At 73.6% G+C, this 15,722-nt stretch carries 17 protein-coding genes and 1 pseudogene; 12 read left to right on the top strand and 6 right to left on the bottom strand.

The annotated features are described in order from the left end of the window. Positions 1 to 20 precede the first annotated feature (20 nt). The 8 genes from BT341_RS35370 to BT341_RS35400 all read left to right on the top strand — a co-directional run bounded on the left by BT341_RS35370 (position 21) and on the right by BT341_RS35400 (position 5,739). Positions 21 to 785: a pyrimidine reductase family protein gene (locus BT341_RS35370; protein ID WP_425426439.1), complete on the top strand. Its 765-nt coding sequence runs from the start codon at positions 21 to 23 to the stop codon at positions 783 to 785. A 68-nt stretch (positions 786 to 853) separates the two neighbouring features. Then, positions 854 to 1,291: an Asp23/Gls24 family envelope stress response protein gene (locus tag BT341_RS35375; RefSeq protein ID WP_072480352.1), complete on the top strand. Its 438-nt coding sequence runs from the start codon at positions 854 to 856 to the stop codon at positions 1,289 to 1,291. Positions 1,292 to 1,322: 31 nt separating this feature from the next. Continuing rightward, positions 1,323 to 1,499, top strand: a complete 177-nt coding sequence (locus tag BT341_RS44900; RefSeq protein WP_143168758.1) for a hypothetical protein — start codon at positions 1,323 to 1,325, stop codon at positions 1,497 to 1,499. Next, a complete protein-coding gene (locus BT341_RS35380) occupies positions 1,496 to 1,846 on the top strand; it encodes an Asp23/Gls24 family envelope stress response protein (RefSeq protein ID WP_072480353.1) in 351 nt (116 codons plus the stop codon). The genes BT341_RS44900 and BT341_RS35380 overlap by 4 nt, the downstream gene beginning before the upstream one ends. A gap of 2 nt (positions 1,847 to 1,848) precedes the next feature. After that, positions 1,849 to 2,385, top strand: coding sequence for a DUF6286 domain-containing protein (locus BT341_RS35385; protein WP_072480354.1), 537 nt, complete (start codon positions 1,849 to 1,851; stop codon positions 2,383 to 2,385). Beyond that, positions 2,382 to 2,981: an Asp23/Gls24 family envelope stress response protein gene (locus BT341_RS35390; RefSeq protein ID WP_072480355.1), complete on the top strand. Its 600-nt coding sequence runs from the start codon at positions 2,382 to 2,384 to the stop codon at positions 2,979 to 2,981. Before BT341_RS35385 ends, BT341_RS35390 begins: the two co-directional genes overlap by 4 nt. A 26-nt stretch (positions 2,982 to 3,007) precedes the next feature. Continuing rightward, a complete protein-coding gene (locus tag BT341_RS35395) occupies positions 3,008 to 4,087 on the top strand; it encodes an ATP-dependent DNA ligase (protein ID WP_072480356.1) in 1,080 nt (359 codons plus the stop codon). Between the two features lie 104 nt (positions 4,088 to 4,191). Further along, the gene (locus tag BT341_RS35400; RefSeq protein WP_072482362.1) at positions 4,192 to 5,739 is read left to right on the top strand and encodes an alpha/beta hydrolase; all 1,548 of its coding nucleotides are present in this window, start codon (positions 4,192 to 4,194) and stop codon (positions 5,737 to 5,739) included. A gap of 26 nt (positions 5,740 to 5,765) precedes the next feature. Here the strand turns inward: BT341_RS35400 and BT341_RS35405 are convergent, their stop codons facing one another. Continuing rightward, positions 5,766 to 6,008 (bottom strand): DUF2630 family protein, encoded by a 243-nt coding sequence (locus tag BT341_RS35405; protein ID WP_072480357.1) that lies wholly within the window; start codon positions 6,006 to 6,008, stop codon positions 5,766 to 5,768. A gap of 85 nt (positions 6,009 to 6,093) precedes the next feature. Here BT341_RS35405 and trxA point away from each other — a divergent pair, with 85 nt between their 5' ends. After that, the gene (gene trxA / locus BT341_RS35410) at positions 6,094 to 6,465 is read left to right on the top strand and encodes a thioredoxin (protein ID WP_072480358.1); all 372 of its coding nucleotides are present in this window, start codon (positions 6,094 to 6,096) and stop codon (positions 6,463 to 6,465) included. A gap of 48 nt (positions 6,466 to 6,513) precedes the next feature. Here the strand turns inward: trxA and BT341_RS35415 are convergent, their stop codons facing one another. Continuing rightward, entirely contained in the window at positions 6,514 to 7,443 is a 930-nt protein-coding gene (locus tag BT341_RS35415) for a proline dehydrogenase family protein (protein WP_072480359.1), read from the bottom strand. Between the two features lie 14 nt (positions 7,444 to 7,457). Beyond that, positions 7,458 to 9,086, bottom strand: coding sequence for an L-glutamate gamma-semialdehyde dehydrogenase (gene pruA, locus BT341_RS35420; RefSeq protein WP_072480360.1), 1,629 nt, complete (start codon positions 9,084 to 9,086; stop codon positions 7,458 to 7,460). A 127-nt stretch (positions 9,087 to 9,213) separates the two neighbouring features. On the opposite strand from pruA, the gene BT341_RS35425 reads away from it, so the two are divergent. After that, entirely contained in the window at positions 9,214 to 10,767 is a 1,554-nt protein-coding gene (locus BT341_RS35425) for a PucR family transcriptional regulator (protein WP_072480361.1), read from the top strand. Between the two features lie 18 nt (positions 10,768 to 10,785). Beyond that, the gene (locus tag BT341_RS35430) at positions 10,786 to 11,442 is read left to right on the top strand and encodes a maleylpyruvate isomerase N-terminal domain-containing protein (protein WP_072480362.1); all 657 of its coding nucleotides are present in this window, start codon (positions 10,786 to 10,788) and stop codon (positions 11,440 to 11,442) included. A 208-nt stretch (positions 11,443 to 11,650) separates the two neighbouring features. Here BT341_RS35430 and BT341_RS35435 read toward each other — a convergent pair whose 3' ends face one another. From BT341_RS35435 to BT341_RS35445, 3 genes and pseudogenes are all read right to left on the bottom strand, one after another. Further along, on the bottom strand, positions 11,651 to 12,622 hold the full coding sequence (locus BT341_RS35435) for an LLM class flavin-dependent oxidoreductase (protein ID WP_177328974.1): 972 nt from the start codon (positions 12,620 to 12,622) through the stop codon (positions 11,651 to 11,653). Between the two features lie 48 nt (positions 12,623 to 12,670). After that, positions 12,671 to 13,063: a DUF6221 family protein gene (locus BT341_RS35440; RefSeq protein WP_072480364.1), complete on the bottom strand. Its 393-nt coding sequence runs from the start codon at positions 13,061 to 13,063 to the stop codon at positions 12,671 to 12,673. A 395-nt stretch (positions 13,064 to 13,458) separates the two neighbouring features. Further along, positions 13,459 to 14,474, bottom strand: a pseudogene (locus BT341_RS35445) (DNA polymerase domain-containing protein). A gap of 562 nt (positions 14,475 to 15,036) precedes the next feature. Here BT341_RS35445 and BT341_RS35450 point away from each other — a divergent pair. Then, positions 15,037 to 15,699 carry a TVP38/TMEM64 family protein gene (locus BT341_RS35450; RefSeq protein WP_072482363.1) on the top strand — a complete coding sequence of 221 codons (663 nt, stop codon included), beginning with the start codon at positions 15,037 to 15,039 and terminating at the stop codon, positions 15,697 to 15,699. The last annotated feature ends 23 nt before the right edge of the window (positions 15,700 to 15,722 follow it).

A 15,722-nucleotide genomic window follows, 5' to 3' on the forward strand; every position in this document is an offset into this window, starting at 1 on the left:
CACTTCACGCCCGTGCTGGGATGCCTGCCGTGCGAAGCGTGTGGCCCGCGGTGACGGGCGAGCTGTCCGGGACCGACCTCGAGCGGATCTACGGCTACCCGGCGGACCTCGACCGGCCGTGGGTGCAGGTCAACTTCGTCGCGAGCGCCGACGGCGCGGTCGAGGTCGACACGACCTCCGCCGGCCTTTCGCACGCCGCCGACCGCGAAGTCTTCCTGCTCGGCCGGGACCTCGCCGACGTCGTCCTGGTCGGTGCCGGCACCGCCCGCGCCGAGAACTACCGCGGGGTCGTCGCGAGCGCGAAACGGCTGGAGCGCCGCCGTCGTCTCGGGTTCACCGGGGTCCCGCCGATCGCCGTCGTGACGCGCACCGCGGACCTGGACCCGGCGTCGCGGCTGTTCACCGAGACCGCCGTGCCCCCGATCGTGGTCACCACCGAAACCGCACGGACGGCGCCGCTCGAAGCCGCCGGCGCGGAGATCCTCCGCGCCGGGCGCGACGACGTCGACGTGGCCCGCGCCCTCGACCTGCTGGCCGCGAAGGGCCTGCGCCGCGTCGACTGCGAAGGCGGGCCACGGCTGTTCGCCCAGCTCGTCGCCGCCGACCTCGTCGACCAGCTCTGCCTCACCGTCGCGCCGCTGCTCGTGGCCGGGACGGCGGACCGGATCGCCACGGGCGCTTCGCCCGCCGTCCCGCGCCGGCTCGCCCTGGCGTCGATCCTCGTCGAGGACGGCTTCACACTGCTGCGCTACCGCCGGGACCGCGCCACTCCCCCGATCGGGTGACGTTGCGTGAGGGTTCCGGCCCCACGGGCATCGTAAGGGCGAACGCACGGCGAGAGGAGCCCGCACGCATGCATCCGGAACGGATCGAAACCCCCGGCACGGTGACCCCGCTCAACGAAGAAGGTGCCGCCGGCCGCACCACGATCGCGTCACTGGTCGTGCAGAAGGTCGCCGGCCTGGCCGCCCGCGAAGTCGCCGGAGTGCACGCGCTCGGCGGCGGCGGGGTGTCCCGCGCGATCGGCGCGCTGCGCGAACGCATCCCCGGCTCCGGCACGGTCAGCACGACCGGCGTGGCGGTGGAGGTCGGCGAGAAGCAGACCGCGATCGACCTCGACGTCATCGTCGAGTACGGCGCGCGGATCGCCGACGTCGCCCGCGCGGTGCGGCGCAACGTGATCACCGCGGTCGAGCAGATCACCGGCCTCGAGGTGATCGAGGTGAACATCGCGGTCAACGACATCCACCTGCCGGGCGAGGAAGAAGCCGAATCGACGCGGGTCGAATGACCGTCCGGATTCGACTGTCCAAGGAGGACATGTGAACGCAACGCAGACCGGGCTGCTGGCCGGGCTGGTCCTCGGCCTGGCCGCGACCCAGGGGTTCACCGCGTTCCTGGTGACCCTGGCCCTCGGCATCATCGGCCTGGTCGCCGGCCGGGTCCTCGACGGCGAGCTCGACCTCGGCGAGCTCTTCGGCAAGGGCCGCGACAAGTGAGCCCCGTCCTGGACGTGCCCCGCGAGCTCGCCGAACCCGCCGAGCGGGGCACCCTCACCATCGGGCACGGCGTCGTGCGCAAGGTCGCCCAGCACGCCGCCGACCAGGTGCCCGGCACCGCGCGGGACGGCGGGAAGGGCGCCAAGGCGAAGGTCAGCGGCCTGGACGACGACGTCGACCTCGCCCTGGACGTCGCCCTGCGGTACCCGGCGCCCGTACGCCGGGTCGCCGGCGCCGTGCGGGAGCGGGTCACCGAAGAGGTCGAGCGGATCACCGGCTTCCACGTGCGGACCCTCGCCGTGACGGTGTCCGGGCTGCGGCCGGACGTCCCGCCGAGGGTGCGGTAGCCGTGCGCCTGCTCGTCCGCCTCTTCGCCACCCTGCTGGGCCTGGCCTTCGCGGGGGCCGGCGCCCTGCTCGCCCTCGAAGTCGGCTGGCACTGGTGGCGCCCCGGTTCCGGGCCGCTGCTGGTGCCGTGGCCGCGCTGGCAGGCCGGGCTCGCGTCGCTGGGCTGGGACTCCTACGCGGTGCGCGTCGGCGCCGGCGTGCTCGCCGCCGCGGGCCTGGTGCTCGTGCTGTGCGCGCTGGCCGCCGGGAACCGCGCGATCCGGCTCACCGACCCGGCCCACGAAGTCAGCGTCTCGACGTCACCGCGGTCGCTGGCCCGGCTGGTCGGGCTCACCGTGCGCGCGCAGGACAACGTCGCGGGCGCGACGGTCACCGCGAGCGCCCGCCGCATCCGCGTCCGCGCGAAAAGCACCCTGGAAACCGAGGGCGAGCTCCGGCCGCGGCTGCTGGAAACGGTGTCCGCGCTGCTCGACGACGTCCCGCTCGCGCGGCGGCCGAAGGTGTCCGTCGTGGTCGACTCCCCCAAGGACCGCCGATGAGCAAGTCCGTCGCCGCGAAGGCGCTTTCCCGGTCGTACGCGGGCGAACGCACGCTGACCTTCCTCATCGGGCTGCTGGCCCTGGCCGGCGGCGCGCTGGCGCTGGTGGTCGGCTTCGGTCTGCTCGGCCGGTTCCGGGGCCGGCGGCCGTTGCTGGATCCGATGGCCCTCGCGTGGCTCGGCGGGCACGCCACGCCCGCGCGGATCGCCGCGATCGTGCTGGGCCTGCTGCTCTTCGTGCTCGGCCTGCGGTGGACCGTGCGGTCGCTGCGCCCGGAACCCCGCCCCGACCTGGACCTGGACCGCACCGAGGGCGCGGAACTCGTCGTCACCGCCGCCGCGATCTCCGGCGCCGTGCAGGCCGACGCCGAACAGCTCGACGGGGTCAGCCGGGCCCGGGTCCGCGCCGTCGGCTCGCGGACGTCCCCGGCGTTGCGCATCACCCTGTGGCTGCACGAGGGCACCGACCTCAAGGCGGTCTGGGCGGCGCTCGACACGCAGGTGCTGGCCAGGGCGCGCGAGTCGCTCGGCCTCGACGTGCTGCCCACCGCCGTGCGCCTCGAACTCGACACGAGCCCGGCGAAACGCGTGCGCTGACCGGCCGCGTTCCGCAGAATGCGGGCATGCCCCTACCGCTGCAGCCGACGCTGAAGCCGATGCTCGCCAAGCCCGCGAAGGCCATCCCGGACTCCGGCGGCCTGCTCTTCGAGCCGAAGTGGGACGGCTTCCGCTGCGTCGTCTTCCGCGACGGCGACGAGCTGTACCTGCAGTCCCGCGCGGAAAAGCCGCTCAACCGGTACTTCCCGGAGGCGGTCGCGCGGCTGCTGGAGACCCTGCCGCCGCGGATCGTGCTCGACGGCGAACTCGTCGTCGCCCGCGGCGGACGCCTCGACTTCGACGCGCTCACCGAACGCATCCATCCCGCCGAAAGCCGGATCACGCTGCTGGCGGCCGAGCAGCCCGCCGAGTTCGTCGCCTTCGACGTGCTCGCCCTCGGCGACGAGTCCCTGCTCGACGAGCCGACGTCCGTCCGCCGGGAACGGCTGGTCGAGCTGGCCGGCGACCGGTTCCCGCTCACCCCGGCCACCACCGACGCCGGGACCGCGCGGCACTGGTTCGAGCTGTTCGAGGGCGCGGGCCTCGACGGCGTCATCGGCAAGCCGCTCGACGAGCCGTACACGCCGGGCAAGCGGGTGATGCTCAAGTACAAGCACGTGCGCACCGCCGACTGCGTGCTGGCCGGGCTGCGCTGGCACGTCGACGGCGAACCCGGGGAGCTGGTCGGCTCTTTCCTGCTCGGCTTGTTCGACGGGAACGGGGTGCTGCACCACGTCGGCACCGTCGGGTCGTTCCCGATGCCGAAGCGGCGCGAACTCGCCGAAGAGCTCGCGCCGCTGATCACCGACGGCGAAGACCACCCGTGGGCCGGCCGCGCGCAGGGCGAAGGCCAGCGCATCCCGGGCGGCGTCACCCGCTGGCGGGCCACCGAGCACGAATGGGTGCCGCTGCGGCCCGAGCGCGTCGTCGAGGTCGCCTACGAGAACACCGAAGGCGGGATGCCGTCGCGGTTCCGGCACAACGCGCGGTTCAAGCGGTGGCGGCCCGACCGCGAACCCGCGTCGTGCGACTACAGCCAGCTCGACGAGCCGGCCCGCTACGACCTCGACGCGGTGTTCCGCGGCCAGGTGGTCCGGACCCGCTAACCCGCGTCCCACACCGGCCGTGCGAAGCTCGGCCTTGCCCCTCGAAGGGACCGCCCCCGCGAAGGGACGCTGCCCTGCCTGTGATCGACGTGAGGACCTCGCCCGTGCGCCGCCGCCGTACCCGTCTCCTGGTCGCGCTGCTCGCCCTGGCCTCCGCCGCCGGCTGCGCCGCCGGGCCGTCGGTCCGCCCGGCCCTGGTCGAAAACGACGGCAAGGCGGCGAGCGCCACGCCCACCGGCACCCCGCCGGTGCCGCTGCCGCCGCTGGGCGAGCCGGATTCGCCGTCGCTGCGGTGGGCCGACTGCGACGACGACACCCGGCAGCGGATCGGCACCCCCGGCGTGCCGGACAGCCTGCACTTCACCTGCGCCCGCGTCACCGCGCCGCTCGACGCGCCCGGCGAGCCCCGGCGGTCGGTGGTGCGGCTGCTGGCGCTGAAGGCCGGGACCGGGCCGGTGCCGCTGGTCGTGGTGAACGACGTCGACGGCGATCCCGGCACGGTGTACGCCGCGCGGCTGGCCGCGACCCTGCCGCCGGCGTTCCTGGAGAAGTTCTCGCTGGTCGGCATCGACCGGCGCGGCACCGGGCTCTCGGGGGCCGCGCAGTGCGTGCCGCCGGAAACCCGGGCCGCCCTGATCGAAGCGGACCCGGCGCAGGGCGACCTGCAGGACGTGCTGGACGCCGCGCGCAAGGCCGGCCAGCAGTGCGCGATCGAGCTGGACGACTCCCAGACCGCGCTGGACAGCTGGCGCGCCGCCGGCGACCTCGAGGAGCTGCGCAAGCAGCTGGGCATGGCCCGGCTCACCGCGCTCGGCCGCGGCGACGGCTCGAAGGTGCTGGCGGAGTACGCGGTCCGGTTCCCCGGGCAGGTCGGGCGGATGGTCCTCGACGGCGTCCCGGACCCGGGCGCGGACACCGCGGCGGTGCTCGACGCGGTCGCCGCGGGCGCCCAGTCCACGCTGGACGCCTTCGGCACGGACTGCGCGGCGCGCGGCTGCCGGCTCGGCGATCCGAAGGCGGCGCTGGCGGCGCTGACCGACCAGTTGCGGCGCACGCCGCCGACGACCGGCGACGGTGTGGCGTTCGGCCCCGGGGTGGCGATGTTCGCGGTCTACTCGGGGCTGGCGCAGCGTTCGCGCTGGCCGGAGCTGGCCGACGCGATCGCGGCGGCCCGCGCGGGTGACATCGGCCCGCTCGCGGCGTTCGCCGCGCCGGTGCTGCACGACTCGCGCGCGCAGCCGTCGCGGATCGACGCGACCATCGCCACGCGCTGCAACGACAGCCAGACACGTCTGTCGGCCGACCAGCTCGACCAGGTCGTGGCCGGGATGCGGGCGAAGTACCCGCAGTTCGGCGCGGTCGTCGCCCAGCAGCTGGCCTGGTGCGGCCCGTGGCCGGTGCGGACCGAGCCGCTGCCGGCGCCGGGCGTGCCGGGCGTCCCGCCGATCCTGGTCACGGCCACCGCGACGGATCCGGTGACCCCGGGCGTGGGCAGCACCCGCGCGGCGGACCAGATGCCGTCCGCGGTGACGATCACCTGGCAGGGCGCGGGCCACGGCGCGGTCGGCACGTCACCGTGCGTCACCGACGCGGCGCGCGCCTTCCTGGCGGACGGGAAGATCCCCGCGGACGGCACCCTCTGCCCCGCCTGAACGCCGGCAGCCCGCGCCGGGGCCGGTTACTGGCGGTAGGACTCCACCTCGGACACCGGGCGGGCCGACGCCTCGTCCGGGTTCTCGTGGAACTCGGTCTTCGCGCGCCGCTGGCGCAGCAGGTCCCAGCACTGGTCGAGCTGCTGCTCGAGCGCGGTCAGCCGGTCGCGGTCGCCGCTGCTCAGCCCCACGCCCACCGAGCGCGACCGGAGCTCGTGCTCTTCCGCGATCAGCTCGTCGATCCGGCCCAGGATCTCGCCGTCGGCCATCTGTTCCTCCTCATCACGGGTGCTCGGGTGCAGACGCTACCCCGGCCCCGGGAATTCCCGCCGGGTCCGTGTCGTTGACCAGGGCATGAGCACCGTTGAGCTGACCGCCGAGAATTTCGACCAGACGGTAACCGACAACGAGTTCGTCCTGATCGACTTCTGGGCGAGCTGGTGCGGGCCGTGCCGCCAGTTCGCGCCGGTCTACGAGAAGGCCTCCGAAAAGCACGACGACATCGTCTTCGCGAGCGTCGACACCGAGGCGCAGCAGCAGCTCGCCGCCGCCTTCGACGTCCGCTCGATCCCGACGCTGGCCATCATCCGGGACAAGACGCTGATCTACGCCCAGCCCGGCGCGCTCCCCGAAGCGGCGCTCGAGGACCTCATCAAGCAGGCTCGTGAGGTCGACATGGACGAGGTCAAGCGCAAGGCCGCCGAAGCCGAGGCCGAACAGGCCTGACCACCACCACGTGACGAAGGCCGCCCCGCGGGGCGGCCTTCGTCACGTTCAGGATCGCGTCGCGAGCCCGCGCAGGAAGAAGGCGAGGTTCGCCGGACGCTCGGCCAGCCGTCGCATGAAGTAGCCGTACCACTCGTCGCCGTAGGGCACGTAGACGCGCATGCGGGAGCCGGCGGCCGCGATCCGCCGCTGCTCCTCCGGCCGGATGCCGTAGAGCATCTGGAACTCGTGGTCGTCGTCCGTGCGGCCGTTCTCCTCCGCCAGCGCCGCGGCGATCTCGATCATCCGCGGGTCGTGCGAAGCGACCATCGGGTAGCCCTGGCCCGCCATCAGCACGCGCAGGCAGCGGACGTAGGACTTGTCCACTTCGGACTTCTCCGGGAACGCCACGGACGCCGGCTCGGCGTAGGCGCCCTTGCACAGCCGCACCCGCGACCCGGGCCCGGACAGCTCGCGGCAGTCCTGCTCGGTGCGCCGCAGGTAGGCCTGCAGGACCGCGCCCACCCACGGGTACTCGCCGCGCAGCTCGCGCAGGATGCCGAGCGTCGAGTCCGTGGTGGTGTGGTCCTCCATGTCCAGGGTCACGGTGGCGCCGACCGCCTCGGCCGCCGCGCAGATCTTCCGCGCGTTCTCCAAGGCGACGTCCTCGCCGTCGGACGGCAGGAACTGCCCGACCGCCGAGAGCTTCACCGAGACGTCGGCACCGGCAGCGAGCCCTTCCGCGGCGAGCGCGGACAGGACGTCTTCGTAGGCCCGGACGGTCGCCGCCGCCTGCCCGGCGTCGGTGGTGTCCTCGCCCAGGTGGTCGAGGGTGATCCGGCGCCCGTCGGCGGCCAGTTCCCTGGCCACGCGGACGGCGTCGGCCGTCCCGGACCCGGCCACGAACCGGCGCACCACGGATCGGGTGGCGGGCACGGCCTCGACCAGCGCCCGGATCTTCGTGGATCTCGCGGCGGCGAGCAACGGGGCACGCAGCATGACGGTGACTCCCCTCAGCCCTGGTGCGGGTAGCGGACGGTGGTCGGCGGGACGAACGTCTCCTTCACCGAGCGCGGGCTGGTCCAGCGCTGCAGGTTGAAGATCGACCCGGCCTTGTCGTTGGTGCCCGAGGCGCGCGCGCCGCCGAAGGGCTGCTGGCCGACGACGGCACCGGTCGGCTTGTCGTTGACGTAGAAGTTGCCCGCGGTGAACTTCAGCGCCTCGGACGCCTTCGCCACGGCGACGCGGTCGTTCGCGATCACCGCGCCGGTCAGCGCGTACGCGGCGGTCTCGTCGATCAGCTTCAGGACGTCGTCGAAGCCGCCGTCCTCGTAGACGTACACCGACAGAATCGGGCCGAAGTACTCGGTGCTGAAGATCTCGTGCTTCGGGTCGTCCGACACGAGGATCGTCGGCTGGACGAAGAACCCGACGCTGTCGTCGGCCGTGCCGCCGGTCAGGATCTCGACCGACGGGTCGCCCTTGACGCGGTCGAACAGCGCCGCGTGCTTGTCGAACGCGCGCCGGTCGATGACCGCGCCGCCGAAGTGCGACAGGTCGGTGACGTCGCCGTAGGACAGCGCCTCGGTCTCGGCGACCAGGCTGTCCTTCAGCTCGTTCCAGACGCTGCGCGGGATGTACGCGCGTGAAGCGGCGGAGCACTTCTGGCCCTGGTACTCGAAGGCGCCGCGGACCAGGGCGGTGCGCAGGACGTCGACGTCGGCGGAGGCGTGCGCGAGCACGAAGTCCTTGCCGCCGGTCTCGCCGACCAGCCGCGGGTAGCCGCGGTAGCCCGCGATGTTCGCGCCGACCGTGCTCCACAGGTGCTGGAACGTCGCGGTCGAGCCGGTGAAGTGGATGCCGGCCAGGTCGCGGTGGGTCAGGGCGACCTCGGAGACGGCCTTGCCGTCGCCCGGCAGCAGGTTGATCACGCCCGGCGGCAGGCCCGCCTCTTCGAGCAGCCGCATGGTCAGGTGCGCGGCGAACGACTGCGTCGGCGACGGCTTCCACAGCACGGTGTTGCCCATCAGCGCGGGCGCGGTCGGCAGGTTGCCGGCGATCGCGGTGAAGTTGAACGGCGTGATCGCGTAGACGAAGCCCTCCAGGGGCCGGTGCTCCATCCGGTTCCACACGCCCGGCGAGCTGATCGGCTGCTCGGCCAGCACGCGGCGGCCGAACTCGACGTTGAAGCGCCAGAAGTCGGCGAGCTCGCAGGCGGAGTCGATCTCGGCCTGGGTCGCGGTCTTCGACTGGCCGAGCATGGTGGCCGCGTTGAGCGTGGCGCGCCACTTGCCGGTGAGCAGGTCGGCGGCGCGCAGCAGGATGGCGGCGCGGTCGTCGTAGGACAGCGAACGCCACTCCGGCGCGGCCTTCGCGGCGGCCTCGATGGCGTCGGCCGCGTCCTGCTGGGTGGCGCTGTGGATGGTGCCGAGCACGTGCCGGTGGTTGTGCGGCTGGACGACGTCGATCTTCTCGCCGCCGCCGGGGCGCTGCTCGCCGCCGATGGTGACGGTCAGGTCGACCGGCTCCGCCTGGCCCAGCCGCTTGAGTGCGCCCTCGAGCTCGGCGCGCTCAGCGCTGCCCGGTGCGTAGGTGAGCACCGGCTCGTTCTTCGGGGCGGGGGTCTGGGTCACGGCGTCCACGGCGGCTCCTCTGCAACGCTGCTGACTACGTCTTGATGCCCCGAACGGTAACTCCGGACACGTCGTGAGGGCTTGTCCAAGCGGCTAAAATCGCTCGTATGATCTTGTCCGATCGGATAACCCTGTCGTGACGTCGCTGCGCCATGTCCTGGCGACCCTCGGCGAGCCGCTGGTCGAGGTCGTCGTGGCCCCGCACGGCCTCGGAGTCTCGGTCAGCGACGTCGTGATCCTCGACCCCGAAGACCCGCTGGAAGCCTCGCCGGGCGACCTGGTGCTGGTGATCGGCGCGCGTGGGCGGGCCGCGGCCCCGGCCATCCGCGCGGCCGGGCGCGGCGGGGCGGCCGCGGTCGCGGTCAAGGGCGCGACGGGCGCCGACGTCGCCGCGGACGCGGGTGTCGCGCTGCTGACCGTCGGCGCGGAGGCACGCTGGGAGCAGGTGGAGTCGCTGGCCCGCGGCGTCGTCGAGGCGGCCCGCGCGGGCGGCGAGGCGGCCGGCGGCGAGGTGCTCGGCGACCTGTTCGCCCTGGCCCAGACGATCGCGACGCTCACCGGCGGCCTGGTCAGCATCGAAGACACGGCGAACCGCGTGCTCGCCTATTCGCGCGCCGGCGACGAGGTCGACGAGCTGCGGCGGCTGTCCATCCTCGGCCGCGAAGGCCCGGAACGCTACCTCGCGATGCTCCGCGAATGGGGCGTCTACCAGCGGCTTCGCGCCGGCGAAGGGATCGTGTGGATCGACGAGCGGCCCGAGCTGGGCATCCGCCGCCGCATCGCGGCCGGCATCCACGCCGGCACGCAGCCGCTCGGCACGATCTGGGTCCAGGAGGGCGCCCAGCCGCTCACCGAACGCGCCGAGACGGCGTTGCTCGGCGCGAGCCGCGCACTGGCGCCGCAGCTGATCCGCGCCCGCACGCTGCCGAGCCCCGAGCTGCGGCTGCGGGAGGACCTGCTGGCCAGCCTGCTGGAAGGCCGGCTGGACGCGGAGTCCGTCGCGGACGACATCGGCGCGGACCCCGCCCGGCCGGCGCAGGTCCTGGCGTTTTCCTTGGAGCGGTCCGGCAACCGGCAGCTGCGGCGCGCGGAGCTGGTGCACCTGATCGCCGTCCACACGGCGGCCTACCGGCGCAGCGCGCTGGTGAGCGTGATCGGCGGCCGCGTCTACGCGCTCCTGCCGGACCTGCCCGAGCACTCGGACGCGGCGGTGCTGGCGCTGGCACGGGAAATCACGGCGACCGCGCGGCGGCACCTCGACGTCCCGGTGCGGGCGGCGCTCGGCGGGGTCGTGCCGCGGCTGTCCGAGGCGGCCGCCTCGCGCGGCGACGCCGACCGCGTCCTGGCGGCGATGGCGCGCGGGCACTGGGCCGCCGACGTCGCGTCGCTGGCCGACGTCCGGGCCGAGGTGCTGCTGTCGGAGGTGCTGGCGTACCTGGGCGAGCAGCCGCGCATCCGCGACCCGCGGCTGACGGCGCTGGCGGAGCACGACGCCGAGCACGGCGGGATCCTGGTGCCGGCGGTGCTCGCCTGGCTCGACGCGTTCGGCGACGTCCGCGCGGCGGCGAAGGCGCTGAACATCCATCCGAACACGGTCCGCTACCGCGTCCGGCGCGCGGCGGAAGTGTCCGGTGTGGACTTCGACGATCCGGCCCAGCGGCTGCTCACTCAGCTGCAGCTGCGCCTGTGATCCGCTAGCTTCGCCGTCGTGGATCTCTTCTCGCGCACGTGGGCGGCGTTGCGCGCCGCGGTCGCTTCCCTGCCGGGCGAGGACTTCGCGAAGCCGTCCGGCTGCCGGGGCTGGCTGGTCCGTGACCTGGTGTGCCACCTGGTGATCGACGCGCAGGACGTGCTGATCACGCTGGTGACACCGGCGTCGGCGGAGCCGACGCACGACGCGGTGTCGTACTGGGCGGTCGGCTCGACGCCGCCGTCGGGCGACGACCCGCTGGACGCGCTGATCGTCCGCCTGGCGGCGGCGTACGAGGATCCGGAACTGCTGAAGTTCCACCTGGACGACGTGGGCGCGGCGGCGGGCCGCGCGGCGGAGCTGGCGAACCGGGAGACGCGGGTCTCGACGCAGGAGATGGTGCTGACGGCGGCCGACTACCTGTCGGCGTACGTGCTGGAGTGGACGTTGCACCACCTGGACCTGATCGCGCACGTGCCGGACGCCGCGCCCCCACCGGCGGAGGGGCCGGCGCGGACGCGGTCGATGCTGGAGGCGATCGCCGGGACAGCGTTTCCGGCGTCGTTCTCGGACACGGACGTGCTGCTGGTGGCGACGGGCCGCCGCCCGCCGACGGAAGCCGAGCGGATCGAACTGGGCGACCTGGCCGCGCGGCTGCCGTTCGTGCTCGGGTGAGGCAGGGCGCCCTGCCTGACCCGAGGAACCCGCCTCCGGCACGGGCCGTCACCGACTCCTGCCACCCCGGAGGTCACGCGCAGCCGGGTACCCCGTCTGCTCACGGCTCGAGGCCGACCCGGCAGTCACCGGAAGCCCGTATCGCCGGGGCCCGGAAATGCACCAGCGGTAATTTCCCGACGCAATATCCGGCTACCGGGAAATCGGCTCACACAAGTGCGTGGAGATCAGCCAGCCGGGCGAGCGAATCCAGCCGCGCGGATTGGTCGTGAGCGGCCGTCGTCACCAAAACCTCGTCGGCCCCCGTGGCCCCGACCAATGCCCCCAGCCGATCTTCGACCTCGGCGGGCGTGCCCCAGATCTGGCCGTCGAGCGTCTCGTCCAGCCGGCGGCGTTCGCGCTCGGTCATCGGCAATGCCAGGATCTCCCCGGGCGGTGACAGCGGCGGGAAGACGCCGTGGGAGCGCGAATAGACCGTCGCCCACGCCTCCGACACGAGCAGGCGGCGCGCGTCGCCCGCCGAGTCCGCCACGGCGATCGCCGACGACACCACGACGTACGGCTCCCGCGCCCACTCGCTCGGCCGGAACTCCTCGCGGTAGCGCGTCACGGCTTCGACGAGGGCGCGTTCGCCCCGCACCGGCGCGATCACCAGCGGCAGGCCGAGCTCGGCGGCGAGACCTGCGCCGGAGCCGGTCGCCAGCAGGAACGGCGCCACGCGCAGCCCTTCGGCCGGGTAGGCGTGGACGCCGGGATAACCGTGCTCGCCGGTGAAGAACCCGAGCAGCTCGCGGACCTGCGCGCCGAACCCGTCGGCCGCTTCCTTGCCTTGGCCCAGTGCGTCGCGGACCCCCGCGGTGAACCCGACCGACCGGCCGAGTCCCATGTCGATCCGGCCCGGGTGCAGCGCTTCCAGGACGCCGAACTGCTCCGCGACGACCAGCGGGCGGTGGTTCGGCAGCATGACCCCGCCGGTGCCGACGCGGATGCGCGAGGTCGCCCCGGCGACGGCGGCGGCCAGCACGGTCGGCGCGGACCCGGCGACCCCGGGCACGCCGTGGTGTTCGGACACCCAGAACCGGTGGTAGCCCAGCCGTTCGACGTCGGCGGCGAAGGCGACGGTGTCCCGCAGCGCGCGCGTGGTGCCGCCGTCGCGCCGCACCGGCGAACGGTCCAGCACGGAAAGCCTCACGCGGGGTGCAACGCCCGGCGCGCGGCGGGATTCCCGTCAGGGGCGCCAGCGCTCGCTGTAGTCCGGGTGGTCGGCGTAGGGCAGGGCCAGCAGGCGCAGCGTGAGGCACCAGTTGGAACCGGCCTCGTCGGCGGGCACGTGGCAGGTCTCACACCAGTATTCGCTGCCGTAGAGCGGAAAACCGGGCACCTTCTCCGACACCGTGGTGCGGTGGGCGAGCAGGATCCGCCGCGTGGCCTCGATCTCGTTGATCATCTGGTTGACGACGTCGAGCTCGAGATCGCTGAGCCCGCGGATCTTCAGCTCCACCGCGACCTTCGTCTCACCGCGGTTCATCGGCTCGCCGGCCTTCGCCTTGTTGACGGCCTGCATGATCAACGCCTGCCGCGCGCCGACACGCGCGGCGAGGAATGCGATCAGGTCGTCCACGAAGGGCCTCCCTCGAACTCGCCCCAGGACATGTCCCCGGGAAGTCGCCGATTCGGGACCGCACGTTACGCCGTCGGTGGCGGTGGTCGAGACCACAAGGGCGGCCGTACGCCATTTGTGACCCGAAAGGCGACAGCGGGCAGTGACATGATCACTGCGCGTTTTCCCCGACGGGATTTACGGGCGGATTTTCGCGGACCCCGGTGCGCGGAAGTGGCGCCCGGCACGTTTGTGGCCGCGGTTACATCGGATCCGATTTCCTGTGCCGCGGAGTGACACCGGGCCCGTCCGCGGCGGGACGTGGATCGCCACCGACGGCAGAGTCCGCCGCCACGCGGCCGTGGCCGCCGCCACCAGCCCGGCGACCCCCGGCTGCGGCAGGCCGTGGCCCCGACTCAGTCCGGCCGGGCCTTGCTCGGCTGGACCCGCTTGGGCTCCCCGGCATCTTCGGGTAGTCCGGCGGGTAGGGCATGTCGCCCAGCCCCTGGTCGCGCAGGTCGCGCTCGTACCACTCCAGCGCCGTCTCCAGGCCGAACGCCTCCGCGTCCATGCCCGCGTGCAGGTCGCCGTGCGAGGCCAGGAACGCCGGGATCGTCAGCACGTCGAAGTCGTCCGCGTCCACCTCCGGCAGCAGGTCCCACGTCAGCGGGGTCGACACCGTCGCGCGCGGGGTGCCGCGGACCGACCAGCTCGACGCCACCGTCCGGTCGCGGGCGGCCTGGTTGTAGTCGAGGAACACGCGGCCGCCGCGTTCTTCCTTCCACCACGCGATCGTCGCCTTGTCCGGGATCCGGCGCCCGACCTCGCGGCCGAGCGCGATCACCGCGTGCCTGACCTGGACGAAGTCCCAGTCCGGCCGGATCCGCACCAGCACGTGCACCCCGCGCCCGCCGGACGTCTTCGGGTACCCCGTCAGCCCGGCGTCCGCGAGCACCTCCCGGACGACCAAGGCGACTTCGACGGCGTCGGCGAACCCGGCCCGGTCGGGCGGGTCGACGTCGATGCGCAACTCGTCCGGGTGATCCACGTCGGGACGGCGAACGGGCCACGGGTGGAAGTCGAAGGTCCCGAGGTTGGCGGCCCACGCGAACACGGCGGGCTCGGTCGGGCACACCTCGGCGGCCGTGCGCCCGGAGGGAAAGGTGATCTCGGCGGTCTCCACCCAGGCGGGCGCGCCCTTCGGCACGCGCTTGGCGTAGAACCACTCGCCCTCGACGCCGTCGACGTAGCGCTTGAGGGTGGTCGGCCGCTCCCCGATCGCGCGCAGCAGCGGCGCGCCGACGGTGATGTAGTGCTCGACGACCTGCCGCTTCGTGATGCCACGCTGCGGGAAGTACACCTTGTCCGGGCTGGAGACGCGGACCGTGCGGCCGCCGACCTCGTATTCGACCGGGTCACCGTGCTTGGGCATGCGGCCACGCTAGCGGTGATCGCCCCCGCCGGGCCGCCGAAACGCGCCCCAATGCGGCCTTCGGTGCGTCAGACGCACCCAAGGCGGCCTTCGGTGCGTCTGACGCACCGAATGTGGCCTTGGGGCGCTTTGGGGTGCGCTCCCCGCCCGGGCGGTCGGCTCGCGCCCCCGAAGGGGTGATGCGGGTAGCTGAAGGGTGGGCTTACCCGCCTGAGGGGTCGACTCGGGTCCCCCCCAGGAGTGGCGAGGGCCCCGGGCAGTCAGCCCGCGTCCGATGGGGCCACCCGCGTACCTGCAGGGACGGCTTGCGCCTCCCAGGGCCGACTCGCACGCCTCCCCGGGCAGTCGGCCCGCGCGCCCGAAGGGGCGATCCGCGTACCTGCAGGGACGGCTTGCGCCTCCCGGGGCGCGGCTCGCGTGCCCCGCGCAGTCGGCTCGCGCCAGGCAGGGCGGGGTCGTGCCTGGCGGGTCGGTCGTGTGGCCGGACACTCCGCTTGCGTGACTCGAGGGCCGGCCCGCCCGGCACCGCGTGCGCCGCGCCGTGGCCGGTAGGGTCGTGCGGGTGTCCGGCCGTGCCAAGCTGATCGTCGCCCTCGTCGTGCTCGCCTTCTTCGTGGCGGCCGCGGCGCTGGTGCCGATTCCCGCTCCGGCCGACCTGCGCTCCTGGGCCGACGCCACCGGGCCTGCCACCCCCGTCGTGCTGCTCGTCGCGTACTCGCTGCTCACCGTCGCGCCCGTCCCGCGCACCGTGTTCAACCTGGCCGCCGGCCTGCTGGTCGGCACCGCGGCCGGGATCGCGATCGGCCTGGTCGCCACCACCATCGCCGCCGGGCTGTCGTTCGGGCTGGCGCGGCTGCTCGGCCGCGACCTCGTCACCCGGCACCTGCACCGCTCGGCCGTGAAAACGGTCAACGACCGGCTCTCCGGCGGCGGCGTCCTCGCCGTGACCTCGCTGCGGCTGATCCCCGTGGTGCCGTTCGCGCCGTTCAGCTACGTCTGCGGCGTGTCCTCGGTCCGCCTGGCTCCCTACCTGGCCGGTACGCTGCTCGGAAGCGTGCCCGGCACCGTCGCCGTGGTCGTCCTCGGCGACGCCCTGACCGGCGACACGCCGCCCGCGCTGCTCGCCTGTTACGGCGTGTTCGCGCTGGCCGGGGCGATCGGGCTGGTCAAGGTGTTCAAGAAGCGGGCACCGGCCGGACCGCAGGCCGCCGGACCGGCTGGCTGACGGAACTCCCGCGAGGCCGACCG

It is taken from the genome of Amycolatopsis australiensis, from assembly GCF_900119165.1.
GTDB classification, from domain to species: Bacteria; Actinomycetota; Actinomycetes; order Mycobacteriales; family Pseudonocardiaceae; genus Amycolatopsis; species Amycolatopsis australiensis.